Source organism: Nonomuraea sp. B19D2 (assembly GCF_040137845.1).
Classification (GTDB): Bacteria; Actinomycetota; Actinomycetes; order Streptosporangiales; family Streptosporangiaceae; genus Nonomuraea.
In genome coordinates, this window is sequence record NZ_JBEFAK010000004.1 from 154,310 (window position 1) to 174,592 (window position 20,283).

Here is a 20,283-nt window from a genome sequence, read left to right on the forward strand (position 1 = left end):
CCCTCAGCCGGTCGGGACCACCATCAGGAACAGGATCACCAGCCAGATCACGGACAGGAGCCCGCTGATCGCGGCGATCCGCCCGTTCTGCACCTTCGCGTCGTCCTCGGCGCTCTCGCTCGAGAGCGCCCGGACGGCGGTACGCAGGTCGCGGTCGATGATGACGAGCAGCACCGCGGCCACGATGAACAGCGTCATCGACGCTGTCATGTACCACTTGCCGAGCAGCCCTTGGCCGATGACCGCGCCGAGCGCCAGCCCGAACACGAACACGCCCAGGGTGCCGAGACTGTAGATCCTCGTCAGGCGCTGGATGAACTGCAGCGCGGACACGTTCTTGTTGCGGATGACGCGCGGCGCGGCCATCGTCGCGGCGGTGACCGGGCCGATGGTGAAGATCGCGAATCCGATGTGCAGCCAGAGAAGCAGGGACGACATGCCGCAGAGACTAGTCGCCGGTGATCTCGCTGGGGGACTCGACACCCTCTTTGCTCTTCTCGGAGCACCGCATGATCATCTCTGTGGTCGCGACGGCGACGACCATCAGGACGATGAGGAGAACCGTGGCTATCATGGGCGCTCCTCCTTCCCCGTGCCGGACTTAAATATCGTCCGTAATGACTAGACGTCCGTGCAACGGAATAAGTTCGCCCCGGGTATGGTTGCTAACTGTCTTTTTCTTCTTACCGTTTGGGCACAAGGGGGTGCCGTCCGTGGCCATCAGGCACGTCGAGCCGTACACCGACGAGTGGCTGCAGCAGCCGACCAGCTATGTGCGGCAGGTCATCGACGTACTTGGACCTGAGGTGGCGGACTGGTGGGAGGGCCCCTGCGATCCGCGCGACGCCACTCTCCGGCTCGCCGACGGCACCGCGCTGGTGTGGGACGAGGAGAGCGGCTGGCGCCTGGGCACGTTCGTCTCGGGCGGCCGCGGCGCCCACACCGAGCTGAACGGCATCCGTTACCTGGGCCACGGCCTCCTGCCCAAACCGGAACGCGTACCGCCGGCTCTCAGCGACGCGAGGGCGGGAGTCGGCGCCAGCTCGGCCTGGCGGCCCTGCTACCGCTCCCACCGCAACTGCCGCGACGGCTTCGACGTGGCCCTCGCTTTCTACGCCCGATTCATCGACGCCTAGCGCCGACTCGCGAGGCGGGTGGAGAGCCTGGACCTCCAGGAGAGGCCCAGGCCCGGGCGACTCAGCAGCCGTCGGTCACGTAGCAGCCCTTCACGTACCACTTGCCGCTGTAGTAGGCGCTGCTGGAGGCCTTGCTCGTGCTGCCCTTGTAGACCAGGCTGCCTGGAATGTAGGAGCAGGACGAGGTGGAACAGAAGTAGCCGTAGACCCGGAAGTAGGTCTCCAGCCCGCTGGTGCACTTGACACTCACGGAGTGGTCGGTGCTCCCGGTCTTGGAGCAGCCGCTGATCGCGGCCGCGGGGGAGGCGGTGCCACCGATGAGGGCGGCGGCCCCGAGAGCGATGCCGGCAACGCTGGAAAGGATCTTTTTCGTCACGGACGTCCATGATCGCGTGTCAGGGCCGATCTTGACAAGTGCTTTCTTGGCGCCGCGTCACTTGCGGAAGTAGGCACGGGCCGACGGGAGCAGGAGCAGGACGATGACGGCCGGCGAGGCCAGCATGGTGAAGACGAGGCGGCCGTTGGACACGGCGAGCAGCCAGGCGGGGTAGACGCGCCCGCCGGCATCGAAGATCGCCTGCACGTCCGCGGTCTCACCGAGGATCGCCTGGAAATCCTGCACCCTGGACACTTGGGTGGCGAGGATGAAGACGTCCAGGGCGAGGAAGATCGGTTGAACGAGCAGCGTCAGGATCCGGCCCATGCGCTTCCCCGCGAGGTTCAGCCACGCCAGGATCGCGGCGATCGCCGTGGTGGCCAAGGGCAGCACCAGCGCATAGCCGCCCTCGTCGAGCTGGATGCCGTTCTCGGCCAGGATGGAGGGGGACAGGCCTTGCCGGACGAGTTCGGCCTCGATCGCGGCCTTGACGTCGGCGCCGTGGACGAGGCCCGCCACGGGGGCGATCAAGAAGGCCAGCGCGAACAGCAGCTGCAGGACGCCGGCGACGGTGACGGTGCGGGGACGGGTCTGGGACTTGGTGTTCTCCATGTGGCAGACGATCGCGCCACCCGCTGATACGGCGGTCACACGGCGCTGAGACGGCTCCGCTGTGAGCCGACTCCCAGACGGAGATCGCTATGCTGGCGCGTACTCCGGATTTTGGAGGACCCTCGTGAGCGCACGATCGGCAGTCGTCGCTGTAGTCCTGACGCTCGCCGGGTGTTCCGCCGCCGCACCCGCAGGGCACGAGCCCCCTCCGGGTCACGGACGGCCGCCGAGCCAGAGCCCCGCCGCGGTGGACCCCGTGGACGTCATCCCCGACGGGCGCTGGCGAAGGGTCTACCGGCAGAAAGGCCTCGCGAACGGTGCGAATTTCCTGGACATCGTGGCCGACGGCAGCGATGCATGGGCGGTCGGCGAGCGGGTCGAAGTTGATTATCACGAATCCGTGCTGGTCCACTGGGACGGCCGGCAGTGGCGCCGGCTGGTGCAGGAACTGCCGGAAAGGGGCCGTTCCCGGACCCTCTCCAAGGTCGACGCCTCAGCCCCCGGCAACGTGTGGGTCGTCGCCGAGGACAACGAGGGGGGTGATTCCGGACTGCTGCACTTCGACGGTCGACGCTGGTCCTTCCTCCCGGATGAGATCGATGAGAACGACGAGCCTGTATCGACGCTGGAAGTGATCGCGTTGGGCCACGACCAGGCATGGACGTTCGGCGAGCGGTGGGCGAAGCACTTCGACGGCCGGAAATGGGGCAGATACGAGACACCCGTCACCACCAACGCGGCCTCCGCCCTGTCACCACAGGACATCTGGGCGGTAGGGGCGACAGCTGACGGGCCTGCCGCAGCGCACTTCGACGGCCGCTCCTGGCAGCGGACGCCGCTGCCCCCTGTGGCGCCTGCCGGCACGTTCGACGCGCAACTCACCGCGGTCCTGGCCGTGGCCGCCGATGACGTGTGGGCCGTGGGCAGCTACTCGACATCGGACTCGCGGTTCTGGCCGTTGCTGTATCGATGGAACGGCACAGCCTGGCGCGCCCTCGCCCTCAAGGAGGGACGACTGACCGGGGTCGCCCAGGACGGCGGCGGCTCGGTCTGGATAGCCGGCGATGTGGTGAACCCCGAGCTTTCACATGACGACTATTTCCTGTTGACGCATGCGGGTGGGCGGTGGTCCCAGGTCAGCTCGAAGCTGCCACTGACCGCGCTGACGCAGGCCTCGGGCGGAAGGAGACTGTGGGGCCTGGCCGAGGACGAGATCGTGGAGTACCGCTAGAGATCACTTCAGGCCGGTCAGTCGGCACAGCGCCGCGAAGCCGTCGTCGGTGCCGGGCCAGTGGCGGCGTACCGGGTCGATCCCGGCACGCCGTACGACCGAGCGCAGCACCGCGGTGACGATGATGGCGTCGTCGGCGTAACCGAGGAGCGGGATGAAGTCGGGCACCAGGTCGATGGGGATGGCCAGGTAGGCCAGCAGCAGCCCGAGCCGCACGCGGACACCACGGGGCAGGGCGGGGTCGGCGGCCAGGCGGCGGACCAGGCGCAGCACGTCGGGGAGCAGCCGGAGCGCTTCACGCAGCATGCCGCCGCGTGGCCGTACGATCACCAGCGCCGCGATCAGCGCAGCCCAGACGGCGAGGAGCGCGACCGTCAGCCCGATCAGCAGGTCCCATCCCCACCAGCCGGTCATGCCCGCCCGCCAGCCTGCTCGAACGCGGTCAGGTCCGCGGCGGCGTCCGTCACGCCGTCATGCTACATCCGTGACATCGGGCTCTGGCCCCGCCGGTCGGGTGCAAGCTATGGTGCCGGGTGGAGCACCAGCATGATGTGCTCAGCAAGACTGCCAAAGGCCGCTGACAATTCAGCGGGCGCGGCGGAGGCGGAGGAAGTCGCTGACCACGTACTCGCCCAGACGTTCGGCGCTCGGCGAGAAGACGCGGCCCCCGTTCCTGCGGGCCACCTCGTCCACGAACTCCTTCAGCCGGTCGTCCGCCGCCAGCATGAAGACGTTGAGCGTGGCCCGGCGGCGGGTCATCTTGTCGACCTCGGCCAGCGTGAGCTCCAGGGTCTCGTGCGAGGGCGGCCACTCGAACGCCGACCTGCCGTTGCGCATGAGGTGGGCCGTGGGCTCGCCGTCCGTGACCACCAGCACCACCGGCTCGAAGTCGGGGTGGCGGTCGAGGTGGCGGCCGGCGATCAGGAGGGCGTGGTGCAGGTTGGTGCCCTGGACCATGTCCCAGTCGAGGCCCGCCAGCTCGTCCGGCTGCAGGACCCTGGCGTAGTTGGAGAAGCCGATGATCTGGACGGCGTCCTGCGGGAACTTGGCCGCCACCAGGGCCTGGAGCGCCAGGGCCGTCTGCTTGGCGGCGGCCCAGGTGCCGCGCAGGGCCATCGAGTACGACAGGTCCACCAGGAGGCAGACGGCCGCGGCGGTGCGGCGCTCGGTCTCGGCGACCTCGAAGTCGTCCACCGACAACCGCAGGGCCGTCCCCCCGCTGCCCTTGGGGGTGACGCCGCCGCTGCGTACGCCGTTCACCAGCGTGCGGACCACGTCGATGGGCTGCTCGTCGCCGAAGCGCCACGGCCGGGACGAGCCTGTGAGCTCTCCGGCCGAGCCCGCGTCGTGCTGGTCGTGGTCGCCGCGGCGGCCCGCGTCGAGGGAGGCGAACACGCGGCGCAGCGCCGTCTCGCCCAGCCGGCGGACGGCCTTGGGGGTGAGCTCCAGCTTGCCGCGGCGGCGCAGGAGATAGCCCTGCTCCTCCAGCTCGCGTTCGATGCGCTTGAGCGCCTCCAGGTCGTCCACGGCCGAGCGGCCGAGCGCGCGGCGTACGGCGGCCTCGTCGATGTCGTCCAGCCGCGCGCCCGGGTAGTCCTGGCGCAGGGCGGTCTCCAGCTGGGTGAGGTCGGCCAGCTCCTCCAGGGCCGTGACGGCGTCGCCCATGGCCAGGGGCTCTTCGCCGGTGAGGCGCTCGGGGGCGTTCCAGGCCAGGTCGGGGCGGCGGGCGTAGAGAGCCTCGCCGAGCCGGCGCATCTCGTCGGAGAGCCCGGTCTGGTCGAGGGTCTGGTTGATCAGGTTGGCGAGCTCTTCGCGCTGGCGCGGGGTCATCGAGGCCAGCATGCGCTGCGTGGCGGCGGCGCGGCGGGCCAGGATGTCGACGAGCTCCTCCAGGTTGCGCGGCTTCTCGGGGAACAAATCGCCGTATTTCCCCATGAAGGCGTCAAAATCCGCCTGGGTGTGCTGGCCCCGAGCGTCTTTGTCCAGCATGTCGTTCAAGTCCGACATCATCTGCCGGACGCGTTCCATCGCCTCGGGGTCCGGGTTGGCGAGGGCGTCTCGCAGGCCCCTGAACTGGCTGTCCAGGACCTCCCGCCGCAGCAGGTCCCGCAGCTCCTCGAACGTCTGGCGCGCCGCCGACGAGCGCCAGTCGTACGTGCTCAGCTCCTGGATCGCGCTGGCCGTGTCATCGGGCAGCGTGTCGAGCCCGGCCTCCCGCAGCCGCGCGTCGTCGGACGGGTCGGGGAACAGCTCGGCCCGCTCCTGCCCGATGGCCTTGTCGAGCAGCGCCCGCGCCTTTTCGAGGGTGCCGTCGAGCCGCCCGCGCTCGCGCAGGTCGCGCCGGCGCCTGCGTACCTCCCTGAGCATGTCGTCGAGCCCGCGGCGGTCCTGCGTGCCGGGGAGCCCGCGCTTGAGCAGGTCGCGCAGGGCGTGGACCGGCGTCGAGCCGGAGAGGATCGCGTCGCCCATCTCGTCGAGGGCCGCCCGCACGTCGTAGGGCGGGGCGAGGGGGTCGGGGCCGTCGTGGTACTCGCCATAGCGAAAGGCCATCACGCACCCACGCTAACCCGATCCGCCCGGTTATGCGTCCCCTGCCGGCCTTCTCCGCGGGGCCGGCTACGCGTCCCCGAAGACCTCCCATACCTCGTTCACGCCGTCGACCCCGGGCGTGTAGTCGATCTTCACGAGTACGGGGTGCTTGACCGTCTTGAGGGCTCTGGTCAGGTCGGCCGAGGTGCACGACTTCTTGCCGAGCCCCTTTTTGTCGGCGTTGACCGGCTCGCCCGCCAGCCACCCGTCCCGGCATCGCGCCGTGGTCCGGTGGAAGGACGTGGCGTACGTGTACCCGAGCTTGACCTGCTTTCCGCCGGTCGCGAACAGCACGGTGGTGTCGTTGACGCGCTCGAGCGTGCCGCGCGCGGTACGCGAGCCGGGCCACTCCGTGACCAGGAACTCGTTGACCTTGACGGCATTGGCGCCGCGGTACTCGACGCGCAGCGGAACGGGGCCGCGGCCCAGCGCGTCGTCCAGGTCGCCGGGCTTGCAGGCCGTCCTGCCCAGCCCCTTGGCGTCGAGGGCCACCCGGCCCTCGGTCTCCTTCAGGTCGCAGGCCACCGTGACGCGGCCGTAGGACGCGCGGGTGTAGCCGAGCCGCACCTCCTTGGCCTTCGTCACCGCCTTGAGCCGGTAGCCCAGGAAGCCGTCCTTCCGCACGAAGGTGGCCGACTTGGGCACGATTCGCAGATGCCCCTCGCCGTCGGCCCAGGCGTACCCGTACACGACCTCGGTGGCCTGCGCGGAAGCGGGCGCGGCGGAGAAGCTCATGGCGAGAGCGGTGGCACAGGCAAGCAAACGCATGGGCGGTCTCCTCGTCAGGGTAGATCAGCTGACCACTTTGACGCCGGAGACCGCCAGGTTGTTCACGTGCGGTAGACGGAGACTCCGTCCATGTCCTCCTTGGAGAGGCGCCGCATGAGGTAAAGACCCTCCAGCGCGAACTCCAGGGCCGCCGCCGCGTGCCCGGGCGACTCCTCGCCCGCTCCCATGCCGAGCCGGGACATGACCTTCGCCAGCCCGGGGACGGGACCCATCCGGTGCAGGAGCTCGCCCGCGGGGACCAGCTCGCCCGACTCCACCTGGGTGCCCTCGGAGAACTTGTCGATGATCGCGGACAGGTCCATGCCGCCCAGCCGCGTCCTGAACGTCTCCGCCGTGGCCCTGCGCAGCAGGTGGGCGAGGATCTCGGTCTCCCTGCCCTCCTCGCTGACCTCGAACTCCACCTTGCCCCGCAGGCTGTGGACCACGGAGGCCAGGTCGACCACGCGCGTGACGGCCTGCTCCTCGCCCGCGATCGCGGCCCTGCGCACGGCCGAGGCCGCGGCGGTCTCGGCGGCGGCGATCGAGAAGCGCGCCGACACGCCGGAGCGGGCGTCCACGGCCGTGGACTCGCGTACGAGCCGGGTGAACCTGGCGATGACCTCGACCAGGTGCTCGGGCACGTCGGCGCCGATGTCCGGCATGGACTCCTGGCGGATGAGCGTGAGCTCGTCCTCCACCGTCAGGGGGTAGTGGGTGCGGATCTCCGCGCCGAAGCGGTCCTTCAGCGGGGTGATGATCCGGCCCCTGTTGGTGTAGTCCTCGGGGTTGGCGCTGGCGATGAGCAGGATGTCCAGCGGCAGCCGCAGGTTGTAGCCGCGTACCTGGATGTCGCGCTCCTCCAGCACGTTGAGCAGCGACACCTGGATCCGTTCGGCCAGGTCGGGCAGCTCGTTGACGGAGAAGACGCCGCGGTTGGTGCGGGGGACCAGGCCGTAGTGGACGGTCTCGGGATCGCCGAGCGTGCGCCCTTCCGCGATCTTGATCGGGTCGACGTCGCCGATCAGGTCGCCCACGGAGGTGTCAGGCGTGGCGAGCTTCTCGCCGTAGCGATCGTCGCGGTGCTTCCACGCGACCGGCAGGTCGTCACCCAGCTCCCGCGCGAGCGCCTGGCAACGCGTGCAGGCCGGCGCGTACGGATGGTCGTTGATCTCGCAACCCTCGACGACCGGGGTCCATTCGTCCAGCAGGCCCGTGACGGTGCGGATGAGCCGGGTCTTGCCCTGGCCGCGCTCGCCGAGGAGCACCAGGTCGTGCCCGGCGAGCAGCGCCCGCTCCAGATGCGGCAGGACGGAGTCGTCGAAGCCCACGATGCCGGGGAAACGGGGCTCACCCGCCCGCAGCTTGGCCAGCAGGTTTTCCCGGACTTCGGCTTTGACGGTGCGATGAACGTGGCCGCTCTCTCGCAACTCGCGGAGAATACGTGGCTGATGCACGGGATCGAGACTACGTCGCCCGCGAGCAATGCGGCAGAGAGTTTCGCATCTGGCGGAGATTTCGGAGATCAACCACTGAGTGATGGTTCGTGTGCGTGCTTGTCCTTTTAGTGGGGAGAATGCGGCCTAGGGAACTTTGACATGTCGAGGGAGGCGAGACCCGTGGCACTGATGACAAGCCGCTTCGCCGACGGCCTCGCCGTGGGTTCCGACCTGGTGGAGGCCGCGGAGACCGCCGTCGGCCGGGCACTGTCGAGGCTCAGCGGCCGAGCTGACTTGGTCTGCTTCTTCATCTGCGGCGACGACCCGGATGCCGTCGCGCGGGCCGGTGAGGCCGCGATGAAGCTCGCACCCGACGCGCACGTGATCGGCTGCAGCGCCACGGGGGTGATCGGCGACGGGCAAGGAGTCGAGCTGACGCCTGCCGTGAGCGCGTGGGCGGCGACCCTGGACGGCGCGAGGCTGACGACCTTCGCTCTGGAGACGTTGGCCGCCGAGGACAGGTTCGTGGTGGTCGGGCTGCCCGAGCGGGGTGGGGACGATCATGTGGCGATCCTGCTGGCCGACCCGTACACCTTCCCGACCGACGCCTTCGTGGAGCGCTCGGTCGATGTGCTCGGCGAGCTGCCGCTGATCGGCGGGCTGGCCAACGGGCTGCAGGGCCGGGGCTCCGTACGGCTGTTCGCCGACGGCGAGGTCTACACCGAGGGCGCGATCGGCGTGCTGATCAGCGGCCCGGTCAGGATCAGCACCGTGGTGAGCCAGGGCTGCCGCCCGATCGGCCCCAGCATGGTCGTCACCGCGTCGGAGGACAACCTGCTGCTCGAGCTGGCCGGTCAGCCGGCACTGGCCCGGCTGGAGGACATCGTCAGCGATCTGGACGAGGACGACCGCGAGCTGGTCGCCTCCGGCCTGCAGATCGGCGTGGCCATGAACGAGTACGCCGAGCGCCACGAGCGCGGCGACTTCCTCATCAGGGGGGTCATCGGCATCGACCCCGAACGCGAGGCCGTGGCCATCGGCGACATCGTGGAGATCGGCAGGACCGTGCGCTTCCAGGTACGCGACGCGGCCACCGCCGACGAGGACCTGTACGACCTGCTCGACGCCCATCGGGAGCAACTCGGCAAGGTGGACGGGGCGCTGCTGTTCTCCTGCAACGGCCGGGGGTCGGCCATGTTCGGCACGGCGGACCACGACCCGGTCGCCCTGCGCGACACGCTGGGGCCCATCGGCATGGCCGGCTTCTTCGCCGCCGGCGAGGTCGGCCCGGTCGCCGGCCACAACCATGTGCACGGGTTCACGGCGTCCGTCCTGGTGTTCTCCAGCGCCGGTCCATGAGCCGGCTCCGTACGGCGGGCCGTCCGTGATCCTCGCGATCGACGTCGGCGGCACCAAGATGGCCGCCGGCCTGGTCGCCCGCGACGGCACGGTGACCAGGTCCGTCCGGGCCGCCACGCCCCAGGGCGCGGACGCCGAGACCCTGTGGAAGACGCTGCGGGAGCACGCCAGGATGCGCTTCGCCCGCCGACTGGAGGTCGTGCCCGCCGCCCTGGGACAGGAGGCCGGGCTGGTCGGCGCCGCCGCCCTGATCCTGGCGGGGGAGCACTACGGCTGAGGCCCAAGAATCAGGCAGGGCGGCGCGGCTGGAAGAGCCAGGCGTCGAACAGCGGCCGGAGGTTCTGGCCGGACAGTTGCTCGGCGAGGTGGATGAACTCGTCCGTCGTGACGTGACCGTGGCGGTGATCGGCGGTCCACGTCTTGAGCAGCTTGAAGAACGTGGCGTCGCCGATGGCCTTGCGCAGGGCGTGCAGCGTCATGGCGCCGCGATTGTAGACAGACAAGTTGAACAGGTCGTCAGGCCTGGCCCGGCCCGGCGGGTAGGCCCACATCGGGTCGTCGGCCGGGCGGGCGTGGAACTCGTTGAAGATGGCCTCGGCGCTCTTCCCGCCCTTGTGCTCCGACCAGAGCCACTCCGCGTACGTGGCGAAGCCCTCGTTGAGCCAGAGCTCCTTCCAGCGCTTGATCGACAGGCTGTCGCCGAACCACTGGTGGGCCAGCTCGTGGGCGATGATGCTCTGGTCGGGCGCGAAGCCGCCGTAAAGCGGCTTGGTCTGGTTTTCCAGCGCGTAGCCGGCGGCGAAGTCGTCGACGATGCCCCCGGTCGAGGAGAACGGGTAGGGGCCGAAGACCGTGGACCAGTAGTCGGTGATCTCGCCCGTGAGCGTGAACAGCTTGTCGAGCGAGGTCTTGAACTTGGGATCGACGGCGGCGATCGCCGGGATGCCGGCGGGCGTGCGGCCCTCGCGCAGGGCGAACTTGCCCATCGTGGCCGTCGCCAGATAGCTCGCCATCGGATGCCGCTCGCGCCACCGGAAGGTGGTCTTGCCCTGGGCGGTCGTGGGCCGCCCGACGAGCTCGCCGTTGGCCAGGGCGGTCACCCCGGCGGGGACGGTGATCGTGATGTCGTACGTGGCCTTGTCGGCCGGGTGGTCGTTGTTGGGGAACCAGGTCTTGGAGCCGTCGGGCTCGGAGGCCACGAACGCGCCGTCAGGGGTCGCGACGAATCCGAACGTGCCCAGGTTGGCGCTGTCCTGGATCGGCTTGGGCTGCCCCGAGTAGACGACCTTGACGGAGAAGCGGGACTTGACGTCGATCGGCTTGGCAGGCGTGACGGTCAGCTCCTCGCCCTGGCGCCGGAACGTCGCGGTGGAGTTGTTCACGGCGACCTTGCTCACGGTCAGCCCGGAGAAGTCGAGGTTGAAGCTCGACAGGTCCTGGGTGGCGGCGGCCTGGATGGTGGCCACCCCCTGGAGCTGCTTGGTCATCGGCGTGTAGTCGACGGCCAGGTCGTAGTGGGAGACGTCGTAGCCGCCGTTGCCGTCGGTGGGGAAGTCGGTGTCGCCGATGCCGGCCGCGCCCGGCCGGTGGCCGGTGAGCGACGGCGGGTCGTCGAGCCGGTGGTCGGCGAGCGACGGTGGCTTGTCCGCGGGCGAGCAGCCCAGCACGCTGATCAGCGCCGCCAGCATTGCCACCCAGCGCTTGTTGGAACGCATCGGCTAACGATCCCCCTTCAATCGTGACCAGAAGCTTACGCTGGGTTACGCGTTGACGACGACCGTCCTGGCCGCCTTGTCATGCAGGGCCTGTTTGCGGGGGTCGAAGAGGATCCAGACGAGGTCCACCAGCAGGCCGAAGCAGCAGAGCCAGGCGAACGCGGCCGCCACGGCCTGCCGTACCGCGGCCTGCGTCACGGTGATCCTGCCGCCGTGCTCCTGAACGACTCGTATGCCGAAAAGTCTCTTGCCCAGGGTCTGACCGTTCCAGAAGGCGTGCAGCAGCCAGAAGTACAGGAAGGCCACGAGTCCGGCCAGGAAGGTGTGCTCCACCGGATAACGGTCCCACGCGCCTCTGCCCCGGTCCCAGACGTACTCCCAGCTCGAGAAGTTGAAGGGGACGGAGACGACGTTGACGATGAGCCAGTCGAGGACGCCGGCGAACAGCCGTCGCCAGCGTCCCGCCAGCCCCGGTGGTGATCCCATGATGTCCTGATGACCACCACTAAGTCGGGACAAACTAAAGGTTGCCCCTCCGTTCCTGCTCGCGCTCGATCGCCTCGAACAGGGCCTTGAAGTTGCCCTTGCCGAACCCGAGCGACCCGTGGCGCTCGATCAGCTCGAAGAACAAGGTGGGCCGGTCCTCCACCGGCTTGGTGAAGATCTGCAGCAGGTAGCCGTCCTCGTCCCGGTCCACGAGGATCTTCCGCTTCTTCAGCTCCTCGATCGGCGCCCGCACCTTTCCGATGCGTGCCCGCAGCTCGGGGTCGTCGTAGTACGAGTCAGGCGTGTCCAGGAACTGGACGCCGGCCGCCCGCATGTGGTCGACCGTGGTCAGGATGTCGTTGGTGGCCAGCGCGATGTGCTGGACCCCCGGCCCGCCGTAGAACTCCAGGAACTCGTCGATCTGCGACTTCTTGCGGCTGACCGCCGGCTCGTTCAGCGGGAACTTGACCTTGCGCGAGCCGTCCGCCACGACCTTGGACATGAGCGCCGAGTACTCGGTGGCGATGTCGTCGCCGACGAACTCCGCCATGTTCGTGAAGCCCATCACCTTCCGGTAGAACTCCACCCACTCGTCCATCTTGCCGAGCTCGACGTTGCCCACGCAGTGGTCGATCGCCTGGAACAGTCGCCCGTTCCTCGTCTCGGGGGGCGCGACCAGCGGCTCTGCGGCCACGTACCCCGGCAGGTGGCGGCCGCCGTAGTTGGACCTGTCGACCAGCGTGTGCCGGGTCTCGCCGTAGGTGGCGATGGCCGCGAGCTGCACCTTGCCGTGCTCGTCCTCCATCGTGTACGGCTCCACCAGTCCCTTGGCCCCATGGGCGACCGCGTACGCGTACCCTGCCTCGACGTCGGGCACCGCGATGGCCAGGTCGATCACCCCGTCACCGTGCTCGGCGACATGCCTGGACAGGTCCGTGCCCGGGCGGAGCGAGGCGCGGAACTCGAACGTGGCGCCGCCAGAGACCAGCACGTACGCGACCTCGTCCCGGCTGCCGTTCTCGGGCCCGCGGTAGGCCACCAACCTCATGCCGAATGCCGTCGAGTAGTAGTGGGCCGCCTGCTTGGCGTTGCCCACGGCGAACACGACGGCGTCCATCCCGTTGACCGGAAAAGCATCATTCATAAGTCCAACTGTCGATTTTCCTGGACGGGCTGCGCAACAGTTACCTGAATTGGTGGACAACCTGCCTAGCTTCTCCGTGAAATGTTGGGTAAATCTGTACAGTATGATGATCGATGAGCTGGACGCCCGGTTGATCGCCCTCCTGACGGAGGAGCCGCGCCTGGGCGTGCTCGAATGCTCGCGCCGGCTCGGCGTGGCCCGCGGCACCGTGCAGGCCCGGCTCGACCGGCTGATCGCCAAAGGCGTGATCACGGGGTTCGGTCCTGACGTGTCGCCTGAGGCCCTCGGCTACGGCGTCACCGCGTTCGTCACCATGGAGATCAGACAGGTCGCCGGGCACGATCCGGTGGCCGACCGGCTGGCCGCGATCCCCGAGGTGCTGGAGGTGCACACGATCACCGGCGACAGCGACCTGCTCTGCCGCGTGGTCGCGCGGACGAATGCCGATTTGCAGCGGGTTATCGACCGGATTGTGGACGTTCAGGGGGTGCTCAGGACTAATTCGATCATCGCCCTGGACACGCCGGTTCCATACCGAGTGCTGCCGTTGGTCGCCGATGTCCCGCGCAGAGGCTAGTTCCGGCCGTACTATCGCTTAGGGACGGGGCACCGATATCGATCGTTTACCCTTGGCATTCGCCCAGCTAGCGGGGGCTGGCCGAGGCTGACGAGGGGGGTCGAGGTGCGGAGTGGTGGTGGTAACGGGATGCGAAAGCGGCGAGTTCTCCGACTTCTACTGATTTCATTGGGCGCGGGAATCCTCGTACTGGTCGGGCTTTTCGCAATCGCGTGGGCGATGACGCCCATTCCCGACTCCACGCAGAAGCAGGCCACCGCTCAGGGCTCGGTGATCTATTACCGCGACGGCAAGAGCGTGCTCGCCCGGCAGGGCATCGACCGCAAGAACGTCGAGCTGGCCAAGGTGCCCGAGCACGTGCGCGACGCGGTCATCGCGGCCGAGAACCGCTCCTTCTACGAGGACGGCGGAGTCTCTGTCAAGGGCACCGCCAGGGCCGTCTGGTCCACCGTCAGCGGGCAGCAGCTCCAGGGCGGCTCGACGATCACCCAGCAGCTGGTGCGCAACTACTACAGCGGCCTCAGCCAGGAGCGCTCCGTCACCCGGAAGTTCAAAGAGATCCTCATCGCGATGAAGGTCGACCAGTCCAAGTCGAAGGACTGGGTGCTGGAGCAGTACCTCAACACGATCTACTTCGGCCGCGGCGCCAACGGCGTCGAGTCGGCCGCCCGCGCCTACTTCGGCAAGCACGTCGACCAGCTCAGCGTCGCCGAGGGCGCCTACCTCGCGGCGGTGATCCAGCAGCCCAGCAGGTTCGCCGACCCCAAGGGCCCCGACCTCGCGGCGGCCAAGGAGCGCTGGCAGTCGGTGATCGACGCGATGGGCCAGACCGGCGCGCTGACGCCCGAGCAGGTCGCCGCCCAGCGGTTCCCCGAGCTCACGGCCCCGAAGAAGCCGTTCGAGCTCAAGGGCCAGGCGCAGTACATGCTGGAGCAGGTGACGGCCGAGCTCAACCGGCGCGGCTACACCGACGAGGACATCAACGGCGGCGGCCTGAAGGTCGTCACGACGTTCGACAAGAAGCTCATGCAGGCGGCCCAGCGGGCCGTCAAGGACGTGCTGCCCGACGCCACGCCCAAGAAGGTCCACGCGGGGCTCGCGGCCGTCGATCCGGCCACCGGCGAGATCGTCGCGTTCTACGGGGGAAGCCCCGCCCAGTCGCAGTACGACAGCGCGTTCTCGGCCAAGGTCCAGGCCGGGTCGACCTTCAAGCCGTACACGCTGGCGGCGGCGCTCGACAACGGCTTCGACCTGTCCACCAGGGTCAACGGCAACTCGCCGATGCGCGTGGCGTCGGACCCGAAGCCGATCCCCAACGACAGCGACCGGTCGTACGGCGAGATCAACCTGGTGCGGGCCACCCAGAACTCCGTCAACACCGCGTTCGTCGACCTCGGCCAGAAGGTCGGCCTGGACAAGGTCGCCGCCGTGGCTGAGAAGGCGGGCATCCCCAAGTCGCAGATCGAGCCGCAGCAGAGCTACGCGTCCTTCCCGCTCGGCGTCTCCTCGGTCAGCGCCGTCCAGAACGCCTCGGGCTTCTCCACGTTCGCCAACAAGGGCGTGCACATGGAGGCCCACGTGGTGATGTCGGTCACCGACGCGAAGGGCCAGAAGAAGGTCATCGAGCCGGTCGCGACGCGGGTGGTCAGCGAGCAGGCCGCCGCGGACACCACGTACGCGATGCAGCAGGTCGTCAAGTACGGCACCGGCACCGCCGCCCGGCTCTACGACCGCCCGGTGGCCGGCAAGACGGGCACCACGGACCAGTCGAAGTCCGTCTGGTTCAACGGGTTCACGCCGCAGCTCGCGGTCGCGGTCGACATGTTCAGGGAGGACAACGCCACCGTCACGATCCCCGGGTACGGCACGCAGTTCGGCGGCCAGTTGCCGGCGCAGATCTGGCGGGCGTTCATGACCGAGGCCATGGCGGGCAAGCCGGTGGAGGAGTTCCCCGAGCCGTCGGACTACGGCTGGGGACCCGACTACTCGGCGCCCGACGACAACCAGGACGTTCCCCAGCAGGACTACACGTCTCCGACGAACCCTAACGACTGGAACAGCACGCCTGGGCCCGACACCACCGATCCCACGATCACGGACCCGCCGTCGACCGATGCGCCGAGCGACAACGACGGGCAGAACGGGCAGCAGGACCAGCAGCCCGAGCAGACGGCGCCGCCGGCCACGCAGGCCCCCGTCCCCACGACGGGTGACGACACGGGGACCGACCCCACCACGGGCCGCCCGCAAACCGGCTAGCGGCTTACCCGGCCAGCTCGGCGCGGAGCTCCTCGACCGTGGTCACGGGCATGCGGCAGGTGAACCCCCTGCACACGTACGCGGCGGGCGCCCCGCCGACGAGCCCGCGCCCCTCCAGCAGCTCAGGGAAGTCGCCGGGGCCGCGGGCGACCACGAGCCCAGGCACGTCAGCCAGCAGCGCCTGCCTGTGCAGCGCCGCCGTACGCGGATCGTCGGCCGGGCCGACCACGGCCACCTCCACGGGTCCGTCCAGCGCCGCCCGCGCCACGGCCAGCCCCCAGCCCGCGAACCTGGCATGCCCCGTGGCGAGCACGGACACGGTGCCGAGCGCGGCGTGGGCGGCCTCCCTGTGCCGGGTGGAGCCGGTCAGCGCGCCGTAGGACAGCAGCGCGCCCGCGGCCGCGTACTGGCCGGACGGGGTGGCGTTGTCCGTGGGGTCCTGCGGCCGCTGGAAGAGCCGCTCGGCGTCGTCCGCCGTGTCGTAGAAGCCGCCCGCGCCGTCGGCGAACCTGTCGAGCACGGTGTCCAGCAGGGATCCCGCCAGCCGCAGCCACCTGACCTCGCCGGTCACGCCGTACAGGGAGATCAGGCCCTCGGCCAGGTTGGCGTAGTCGTCGAGCACGCCGGCGTTCGTCCCGGCCCTGCCGTCCTTGGAGGTACGCAGCAGCCTGCCGTCCACCACGTGCGTGCTCGCGAGCAGCTCGGCCGCGGCCGTGGCCGCCGCCACGAGGTCGGGCCGCTCGAACGCCACGCCGGTCTCCGCCAGCGCCGCGATGGCCAGGCCGTTCCACGAGGCCACGACCTTGTCGTCGCGCCCGGGGCGGACCCGCTGGTCCCTGGCGGCGAGCAGGCGCCCGCGGACGCCCGCGTAGCGCACGGCGTCGTCGGGGTCTCGCGGGAGCTGCAGCACGGACGCGCCGTGCTCGAACGTGCCGGTCACCGTCACCTCGAAGAGCTCCTGCGCCCAGCGGCGGTCGTCCTCGCCGAGCACGTCGCGAAGCTCCTCGGGGGTCCAGACGTAGAACTTGCCCTCCACGCCCTCGCTGTCGGCGTCGAGCGCCGAGGCGAACCCGCCCTCCTTCGTGCGCATCTCGCGCAGCATCCAGTCGGCCGTCTCCAGCGCCACCCGCCGCGCCAGCTCGCCGCCGCCCGCCTTCCACCAGTGCGTGTAGACGCGCAGCAGGAGCGCGTTGTCGTAGAGCATCTTCTCGAAGTGCGGCACGACCCACTCCGCGTCCACGCTGTAGCGCGCGAACCCGCCGCCGAGCTGGTCGTACATGCCGCCGCGGGCCATCGCCTCGAGCGTCTTGCCGCTCATCTCGCGCTCACCGGAGCGCAGCAGGAACTCCAGCGCCATGGACGGCGGGAACTTCGGCGCCCTGCCGAACCCGCCGTGCGCCGGATCGAACTCCTCGCGCAGACTCCGCATGGCCCGCGCCAGCGTCTCCTCGTTGGGCACGGCTCCGCCGGGCAGCGTCGTGCCCGCGTTGAGCGCCTCCACCACCTTGGCGCCCTGCTCCAGCACCGTCTCCCGGTCACCCACCCACACGTTGTGCACCTCGGTGAGCAGGCGCTGGAAGTGGGGGCGCGGGAAGTAGGTGCCGCAGTAGAACGGGTGGCCCTCTGGCGTCGCGAACACCGTCATCGGCCAGCCGCCCTGGCGGGTCATGGCCTGGGTGGCGCCCATGTAGACGGCGTCCACGTCCGGGCGCTCCTCGCGGTCGACCTTGATGTTGACGAAGTGCTCGTTCATGAGGCGCGCGGTGCCGGCGTCCTCGAAACTCTCGTGTGCCATTACGTGACACCAGTGACACGCCGAGTAGCCGACGCTGATGAGCAGCGGCACATCCCGCCGCCTGGCCTCCGCGAACGCCTCCTCGCCCCAGGGGTGCCAGTCCACGGGGTTGTCCGCGTGCTGGAGCAGATAAGGGCTCGTGGCGTCTTTCAAGCGGTTCATCAGGACCTCCCCTGATCAGCCTAGTCCGCCCCCGACGCGGCGGGCGGCTGACCCAGGAGGGCCGGACGGCGTAGGTTACGGGACGTGGATATGGACTTCGTCTGCGCCCACGCAGGACGCCCCGCGAGTGCCATCACGCGCCGGGACGTGGCACGCGCGCTGCTCGCCGTACCGTCAGGGGTGGCGCTCGTGGCGCTGCCCGACCTGCGACGGGCGATGATGTCGGCGGGCAACCCGCTGTCGCTCCCGTTCTGGGAGTCCGCCAAGGCCACGCTCGGCTCCATCGAGTCCGGCGTCGCCACGGTCGGGGACGTGCAGCGCTGGGTCGAGTCCACCGGCACCGAGCCGATACTCATGACGCCCAGCTACTTCGTCTGGCCGGAGGAGGACGAGCGCGGCCCCGTGGCGGAGGAGATGTTCGACCGGCTGGTCGCCCACCTGGAGAAGCGGGTGGAGGCCGGCGAGATCGACCCCGACGCGCTGGCCACGGGCGACCAGGAGGCCCGCAGGGCGTACGAGGAGCTGCAGGAGCGCTGGCTCGGCACGCCGCTGCCGGACGGCAGGGTGCCCGGGTTCGCGGTGAACGACGAGCAGGACGAGGAGCTGTTCGCGGCCTGGGACGAGGAGGAGGCGTTCGCGCTGGAGGAGCTGCGGCGCATCGTCGCGGGCCTGCCTAAACAGCCAGAGTTGCCGGCCGGCGAGCTGGAACAGGCCGCCGCGCGGCTGCGCGAGCTGCTCGCCCAGCCCGGCTATCCCGCCAACGTGCTGCGGGCCTGCGCCGGGTACGACGACGCACCGATGCCGGACGACGACCGCGAGCTGTGGCTGGCGGTGGCGGCGGGCATCGCGGGGCCGGTCTCGGACCTGTCGGAGAACGCGGACGTGCTGGAGGAGTTCGCCGATCTCGACAGGGAGCTCAGCCTGGAGGACGCCACGCTGGCAAACCTCTGCGCGATCCAGCACGCCGACTGGCTGGCCGGGGTGGCGGCGCTGACCAGGCTCGGCCCCGGCGTGCTCGCCTCGCCCGAGCGGATCGCGCGGCTCATCTCCGAGTCGGAGGACATCGACGTCGACGGCCAGGACGTCGACGACCTCGACGCGATCGAGGCGTTGTTCCTGTCGGTGGTGAGCCTGTGGGGCTATCTCGGCATCGTCGACGGGAGGGAGGTGCTCACCCCGCTGGGCTGGTGGGGGCTGCCCAAAGCTCTGGAACGAGCCTGGTCACCTGCTGCCGAATGAGGTGTCGACCAGTTCCTGGAACTCGGGGTGGCGCTCGATGTACTTGGCGACGTAAGGGCACAGGGGCACGACGCGCAGGCCGGTATCGGCGCTCGCCTGCAGCGCGTACCCGACCAGCTTGCTCGCCAGCCCCTGCCCCTCGTACGCGGGCAGCACCTCGGTGTGCGTGAACACGATCTTGGTGGGCAGCAGCCGGTAGTCGGCGAACCCGGCGACCTTGCCGTCCACCAGAACCTCGAACCGGCTCTCCGTCGAGTTGTCGACCACTTCGAGCGACATCTACTCGGCCTTCTTGTCGTCCGTGTCGCCCTCGTGCGGCACCTGGATCTTCGACATCTGCTTGTTCATCGACTTGATCAGGAAGTAGAGGGCGAACCCGAGAAAGGCGACCACGAGGAAGCCGAGCAGGCCCGGACTCACCTCACCTGCTGCTAGAACGTTCACAGTTCCAGTCTGCCACCGGGGGCGGGTGGTCCCGTCAGTGGCAGGCGGGGGAGACGTCCTCGGCGTGGATGCCGGCGAACAGGTCGTCCTCGGGCAGCTCGGTGTCCACCAGCGAGCGCGCGAGGTGGTAGTCCTCGGTCGGCCAGATCTCCTGCTGCAGCTCGCGCGGGCAGACGAACCACCAGCTGTCGGGGTCGATCTGGGTGGCGTGGGCCAGCAGGGCCTGGTCGCGGATCTCGAAGTAGTCGCCGCACGGCACCCGCGTGGTCACCGGCCACTTGGCCGGGCGGTCCTCCCAGCGGGCGATCCAGTCGGCGTAAGGGGAGCCGAGGCCGCGCGAGGTCATCGCCTCGTGCAGCGCCTCGAAACGCTCCTTGGTGAAGCCCATCTGGTAGTAGAGCTTGAGCGGCTGCCAGGGGTCGCCCGTGCCCGGGTAGCGGTCGGGGTCGCCGGCCGCCTCGAAGGCCTCCACGGAGACCTTGTTGGTCATGATGTGGTCGGGGTGCGGGTAGCCGCCGTCGTCGTCGTACGTGATGATCACATGCGGCCTGAACTCGCGTACGGCCGCCACCAGCGGCGCCGCGGCGTCCTCCAGCTTCTGCACGGCGAAGCAGCCCTCGGGCAGCGCCTCGTCCTCGTTCTCCGGCAGGCCGGAGTCGACGAAGCCCAGGAAACGCTGCTGCACGCCGAGGATCTCGCGGGCCCGGTCCATCTCGGCCTTGCGCACCGCGGCGATGTTGGCCACGATCTCGGGCCGGTCCATCTTCGGGTTGAGCACGGAGCCGCGCTCACCGCCCGTGAGGGTACAGACCAGCACTTCCACGCCTTCGCGCACGTAACGCGCCATTGTGGCGGCGCCCTTGCTCGACTCGTCATCGGGGTGGGCGTGGACGGCCATCAGCCTCAGCGGTGCACTCACGGGCTCGATGTCTCCTCAGTAGGGACCGGTCACTCG

The 20,283-nt window shown here is 69.4% G+C and carries 22 protein-coding genes; 7 read left to right on the forward strand and 15 right to left on the reverse strand.

The window, feature by feature from the left end; genetic code table 11:
- Positions 1-3: 3 nt before the first annotated feature.
- Both ABN273_RS10040 and ABN273_RS10045 read right to left on the reverse strand, forming a co-directional pair.
- The gene (locus tag ABN273_RS10040; protein ID WP_349448404.1) at positions 4-438 is read right to left on the reverse strand and encodes a hypothetical protein; all 435 of its coding nucleotides are present in this window, start codon (positions 436-438) and stop codon (positions 4-6) included.
- A gap of 10 nt (positions 439-448) precedes the next feature.
- Complete coding sequence (locus ABN273_RS10045; protein WP_349448405.1) at positions 449-574, reverse strand: hypothetical protein; 126 nt, start codon at positions 572-574, stop codon at positions 449-451.
- A gap of 139 nt (positions 575-713) precedes the next feature.
- On the opposite strand from ABN273_RS10045, the gene ABN273_RS10050 reads away from it, so the two are divergent.
- On the forward strand, positions 714-1,136 hold the full coding sequence (locus ABN273_RS10050) for a DUF6292 family protein (protein ID WP_349448406.1): 423 nt from the start codon (positions 714-716) through the stop codon (positions 1,134-1,136).
- 61 nt (positions 1,137-1,197) lie between these two features.
- Here ABN273_RS10050 and ABN273_RS10055 read toward each other — a convergent pair whose 3' ends face one another.
- Together ABN273_RS10055 and ABN273_RS10060 are read right to left on the reverse strand one after the other, a co-directional pair.
- Complete coding sequence (locus ABN273_RS10055; RefSeq protein WP_349448407.1) at positions 1,198-1,512, reverse strand: hypothetical protein; 315 nt, start codon at positions 1,510-1,512, stop codon at positions 1,198-1,200.
- Positions 1,513-1,569: 57 nt separating this feature from the next.
- A complete protein-coding gene (locus tag ABN273_RS10060) occupies positions 1,570-2,124 on the reverse strand; it encodes a hypothetical protein (protein ID WP_349448408.1) in 555 nt (184 codons plus the stop codon).
- A 124-nt stretch (positions 2,125-2,248) separates the two neighbouring features.
- Here ABN273_RS10060 and ABN273_RS10065 point away from each other — a divergent pair, with 124 nt between their 5' ends.
- A complete protein-coding gene (locus tag ABN273_RS10065; RefSeq protein ID WP_349448409.1) occupies positions 2,249-3,355 on the forward strand; it encodes a hypothetical protein in 1,107 nt (368 codons plus the stop codon).
- Between the two features lie 3 nt (positions 3,356-3,358).
- On the opposite strand, the gene ABN273_RS10070 is transcribed toward ABN273_RS10065, so the two are convergent.
- The 4 genes from ABN273_RS10070 to ABN273_RS10085 form a co-directional block, all read right to left on the reverse strand.
- Positions 3,359-3,769 carry a YkvA family protein gene (locus ABN273_RS10070; RefSeq protein WP_349448410.1) on the reverse strand — a complete coding sequence of 137 codons (411 nt, stop codon included), beginning with the start codon at positions 3,767-3,769 and terminating at the stop codon, positions 3,359-3,361.
- A gap of 171 nt (positions 3,770-3,940) precedes the next feature.
- The gene (locus ABN273_RS10075; RefSeq protein WP_349448411.1) at positions 3,941-5,905 is read right to left on the reverse strand and encodes a vWA domain-containing protein; all 1,965 of its coding nucleotides are present in this window, start codon (positions 5,903-5,905) and stop codon (positions 3,941-3,943) included.
- 66 nt (positions 5,906-5,971) lie between these two features.
- Positions 5,972-6,712 carry a hypothetical protein gene (locus ABN273_RS10080; RefSeq protein WP_349448412.1) on the reverse strand — a complete coding sequence of 247 codons (741 nt, stop codon included), beginning with the start codon at positions 6,710-6,712 and terminating at the stop codon, positions 5,972-5,974.
- Positions 6,713-6,774: 62 nt separating this feature from the next.
- The gene (locus ABN273_RS10085; protein ID WP_349448413.1) at positions 6,775-8,166 is read right to left on the reverse strand and encodes a sigma 54-interacting transcriptional regulator; all 1,392 of its coding nucleotides are present in this window, start codon (positions 8,164-8,166) and stop codon (positions 6,775-6,777) included.
- Between the two features lie 171 nt (positions 8,167-8,337).
- Between ABN273_RS10085 and ABN273_RS10090 the strand changes: the two genes are divergently transcribed.
- Positions 8,338-9,507: an FIST signal transduction protein gene (locus tag ABN273_RS10090; protein WP_349448622.1), complete on the forward strand. Its 1,170-nt coding sequence runs from the start codon at positions 8,338-8,340 to the stop codon at positions 9,505-9,507.
- A gap of 25 nt (positions 9,508-9,532) precedes the next feature.
- A complete protein-coding gene (locus tag ABN273_RS10095) occupies positions 9,533-9,784 on the forward strand; it encodes a hypothetical protein (RefSeq protein ID WP_349448414.1) in 252 nt (83 codons plus the stop codon).
- Between the two features lie 10 nt (positions 9,785-9,794).
- Here the strand turns inward: ABN273_RS10095 and ABN273_RS10100 are convergent, their stop codons facing one another.
- The 3 genes from ABN273_RS10100 to hppD are packed head-to-tail and all read right to left on the reverse strand — an operon-like array spanning position 9,795 to position 12,852.
- Positions 9,795-11,222, reverse strand: a complete 1,428-nt coding sequence (locus tag ABN273_RS10100) for a M1 family metallopeptidase (protein ID WP_349448415.1) — start codon at positions 11,220-11,222, stop codon at positions 9,795-9,797.
- Positions 11,223-11,267: 45 nt separating this feature from the next.
- Positions 11,268-11,708, reverse strand: coding sequence for an RDD family protein (locus ABN273_RS10105; protein ID WP_349448416.1), 441 nt, complete (start codon positions 11,706-11,708; stop codon positions 11,268-11,270).
- 34 nt (positions 11,709-11,742) lie between these two features.
- Positions 11,743-12,852: a 4-hydroxyphenylpyruvate dioxygenase gene (gene hppD, locus ABN273_RS10110; protein WP_349448417.1), complete on the reverse strand. Its 1,110-nt coding sequence runs from the start codon at positions 12,850-12,852 to the stop codon at positions 11,743-11,745.
- Between the two features lie 103 nt (positions 12,853-12,955).
- Here hppD and ABN273_RS10115 point away from each other — a divergent pair, with 103 nt between their 5' ends.
- Positions 12,956-13,429: an Lrp/AsnC family transcriptional regulator gene (locus ABN273_RS10115; protein WP_349448418.1), complete on the forward strand. Its 474-nt coding sequence runs from the start codon at positions 12,956-12,958 to the stop codon at positions 13,427-13,429.
- 219 nt (positions 13,430-13,648) lie between these two features.
- Positions 13,649-15,688, forward strand: coding sequence for a transglycosylase domain-containing protein (locus ABN273_RS10120; protein ID WP_349448419.1), 2,040 nt, complete (start codon positions 13,649-13,651; stop codon positions 15,686-15,688).
- Between the two features lie 4 nt (positions 15,689-15,692).
- Here ABN273_RS10120 and ABN273_RS10125 read toward each other — a convergent pair whose 3' ends face one another.
- Positions 15,693-17,645 (reverse strand): thioredoxin domain-containing protein, encoded by a 1,953-nt coding sequence (locus tag ABN273_RS10125; RefSeq protein WP_349448420.1) that lies wholly within the window; start codon positions 17,643-17,645, stop codon positions 15,693-15,695.
- A 90-nt stretch (positions 17,646-17,735) separates the two neighbouring features.
- Here ABN273_RS10125 and ABN273_RS10130 point away from each other — a divergent pair, with 90 nt between their 5' ends.
- On the forward strand, positions 17,736-18,884 hold the full coding sequence (locus tag ABN273_RS10130) for a hypothetical protein (protein ID WP_349448623.1): 1,149 nt from the start codon (positions 17,736-17,738) through the stop codon (positions 18,882-18,884).
- Here the strand turns inward: ABN273_RS10130 and ABN273_RS10135 are convergent.
- Genes ABN273_RS10135 through mca form a run of 3 tightly spaced genes read right to left on the reverse strand, consistent with a single transcriptional unit; the run spans position 18,867 to position 20,247 of the window.
- The gene (locus ABN273_RS10135) at positions 18,867-19,163 is read right to left on the reverse strand and encodes a GNAT family N-acetyltransferase (protein WP_349448421.1); all 297 of its coding nucleotides are present in this window, start codon (positions 19,161-19,163) and stop codon (positions 18,867-18,869) included. The two genes, ABN273_RS10130 and ABN273_RS10135, sit on opposite strands and share 18 nt — an antisense overlap.
- The gene (locus ABN273_RS10140; RefSeq protein ID WP_349448422.1) at positions 19,164-19,328 is read right to left on the reverse strand and encodes a tumor necrosis factor receptor family protein; all 165 of its coding nucleotides are present in this window, start codon (positions 19,326-19,328) and stop codon (positions 19,164-19,166) included.
- 34 nt (positions 19,329-19,362) lie between these two features.
- Positions 19,363-20,247: a mycothiol conjugate amidase Mca gene (mca, locus tag ABN273_RS10145; protein ID WP_349448423.1), complete on the reverse strand. Its 885-nt coding sequence runs from the start codon at positions 20,245-20,247 to the stop codon at positions 19,363-19,365.
- Positions 20,248-20,283 lie beyond the last annotated feature (36 nt).

Excerpts from the sequence above, each read along its gene's own strand:
- ABN273_RS10135 (WP_349448421.1), bottom strand. The coding sequence starts at position 19,163 with ATGTCGCTCGAAGTGGTCGACAACTCGACGGAGAGCCGGTTCGAGGTT.
- ABN273_RS10040 (WP_349448404.1), bottom strand. The coding sequence starts at position 438 with ATGTCGTCCCTGCTTCTCTGGCTGCACATCGGATTCGCGATCTTCACC.
- ABN273_RS10045 (WP_349448405.1), bottom strand. The coding sequence starts at position 574 with ATGATAGCCACGGTTCTCCTCATCGTCCTGATGGTCGTCGCCGTCGCG.
- hppD (WP_349448417.1), bottom strand. The coding sequence starts at position 12,852 with ATGAATGATGCTTTTCCGGTCAACGGGATGGACGCCGTCGTGTTCGCC.
- ABN273_RS10115 (WP_349448418.1), top strand. The coding sequence starts at position 12,956 with ATGATGATCGATGAGCTGGACGCCCGGTTGATCGCCCTCCTGACGGAG.
- ABN273_RS10125 (WP_349448420.1), bottom strand. The coding sequence starts at position 17,645 with ATGAACCGCTTGAAAGACGCCACGAGCCCTTATCTGCTCCAGCACGCG.
- ABN273_RS10075 (WP_349448411.1), bottom strand. The coding sequence starts at position 5,905 with ATGGCCTTTCGCTATGGCGAGTACCACGACGGCCCCGACCCCCTCGCC.
- ABN273_RS10120 (WP_349448419.1), top strand. The coding sequence starts at position 13,649 with ATGACGCCCATTCCCGACTCCACGCAGAAGCAGGCCACCGCTCAGGGC.
- ABN273_RS10060 (WP_349448408.1), bottom strand. The coding sequence starts at position 2,124 with ATGGAGAACACCAAGTCCCAGACCCGTCCCCGCACCGTCACCGTCGCC.
- ABN273_RS10080 (WP_349448412.1), bottom strand. The coding sequence starts at position 6,712 with ATGCGTTTGCTTGCCTGTGCCACCGCTCTCGCCATGAGCTTCTCCGCC.
- ABN273_RS10130 (WP_349448623.1), top strand. The coding sequence starts at position 17,736 with ATGGACTTCGTCTGCGCCCACGCAGGACGCCCCGCGAGTGCCATCACG.
- ABN273_RS10105 (WP_349448416.1), bottom strand. The coding sequence starts at position 11,708 with ATGGGATCACCACCGGGGCTGGCGGGACGCTGGCGACGGCTGTTCGCC.
- ABN273_RS10090 (WP_349448622.1), top strand. The coding sequence starts at position 8,338 with ATGACAAGCCGCTTCGCCGACGGCCTCGCCGTGGGTTCCGACCTGGTG.
- ABN273_RS10070 (WP_349448410.1), bottom strand. The coding sequence starts at position 3,769 with ATGACCGGCTGGTGGGGATGGGACCTGCTGATCGGGCTGACGGTCGCG.
- ABN273_RS10100 (WP_349448415.1), bottom strand. The coding sequence starts at position 11,222 with ATGCGTTCCAACAAGCGCTGGGTGGCAATGCTGGCGGCGCTGATCAGC.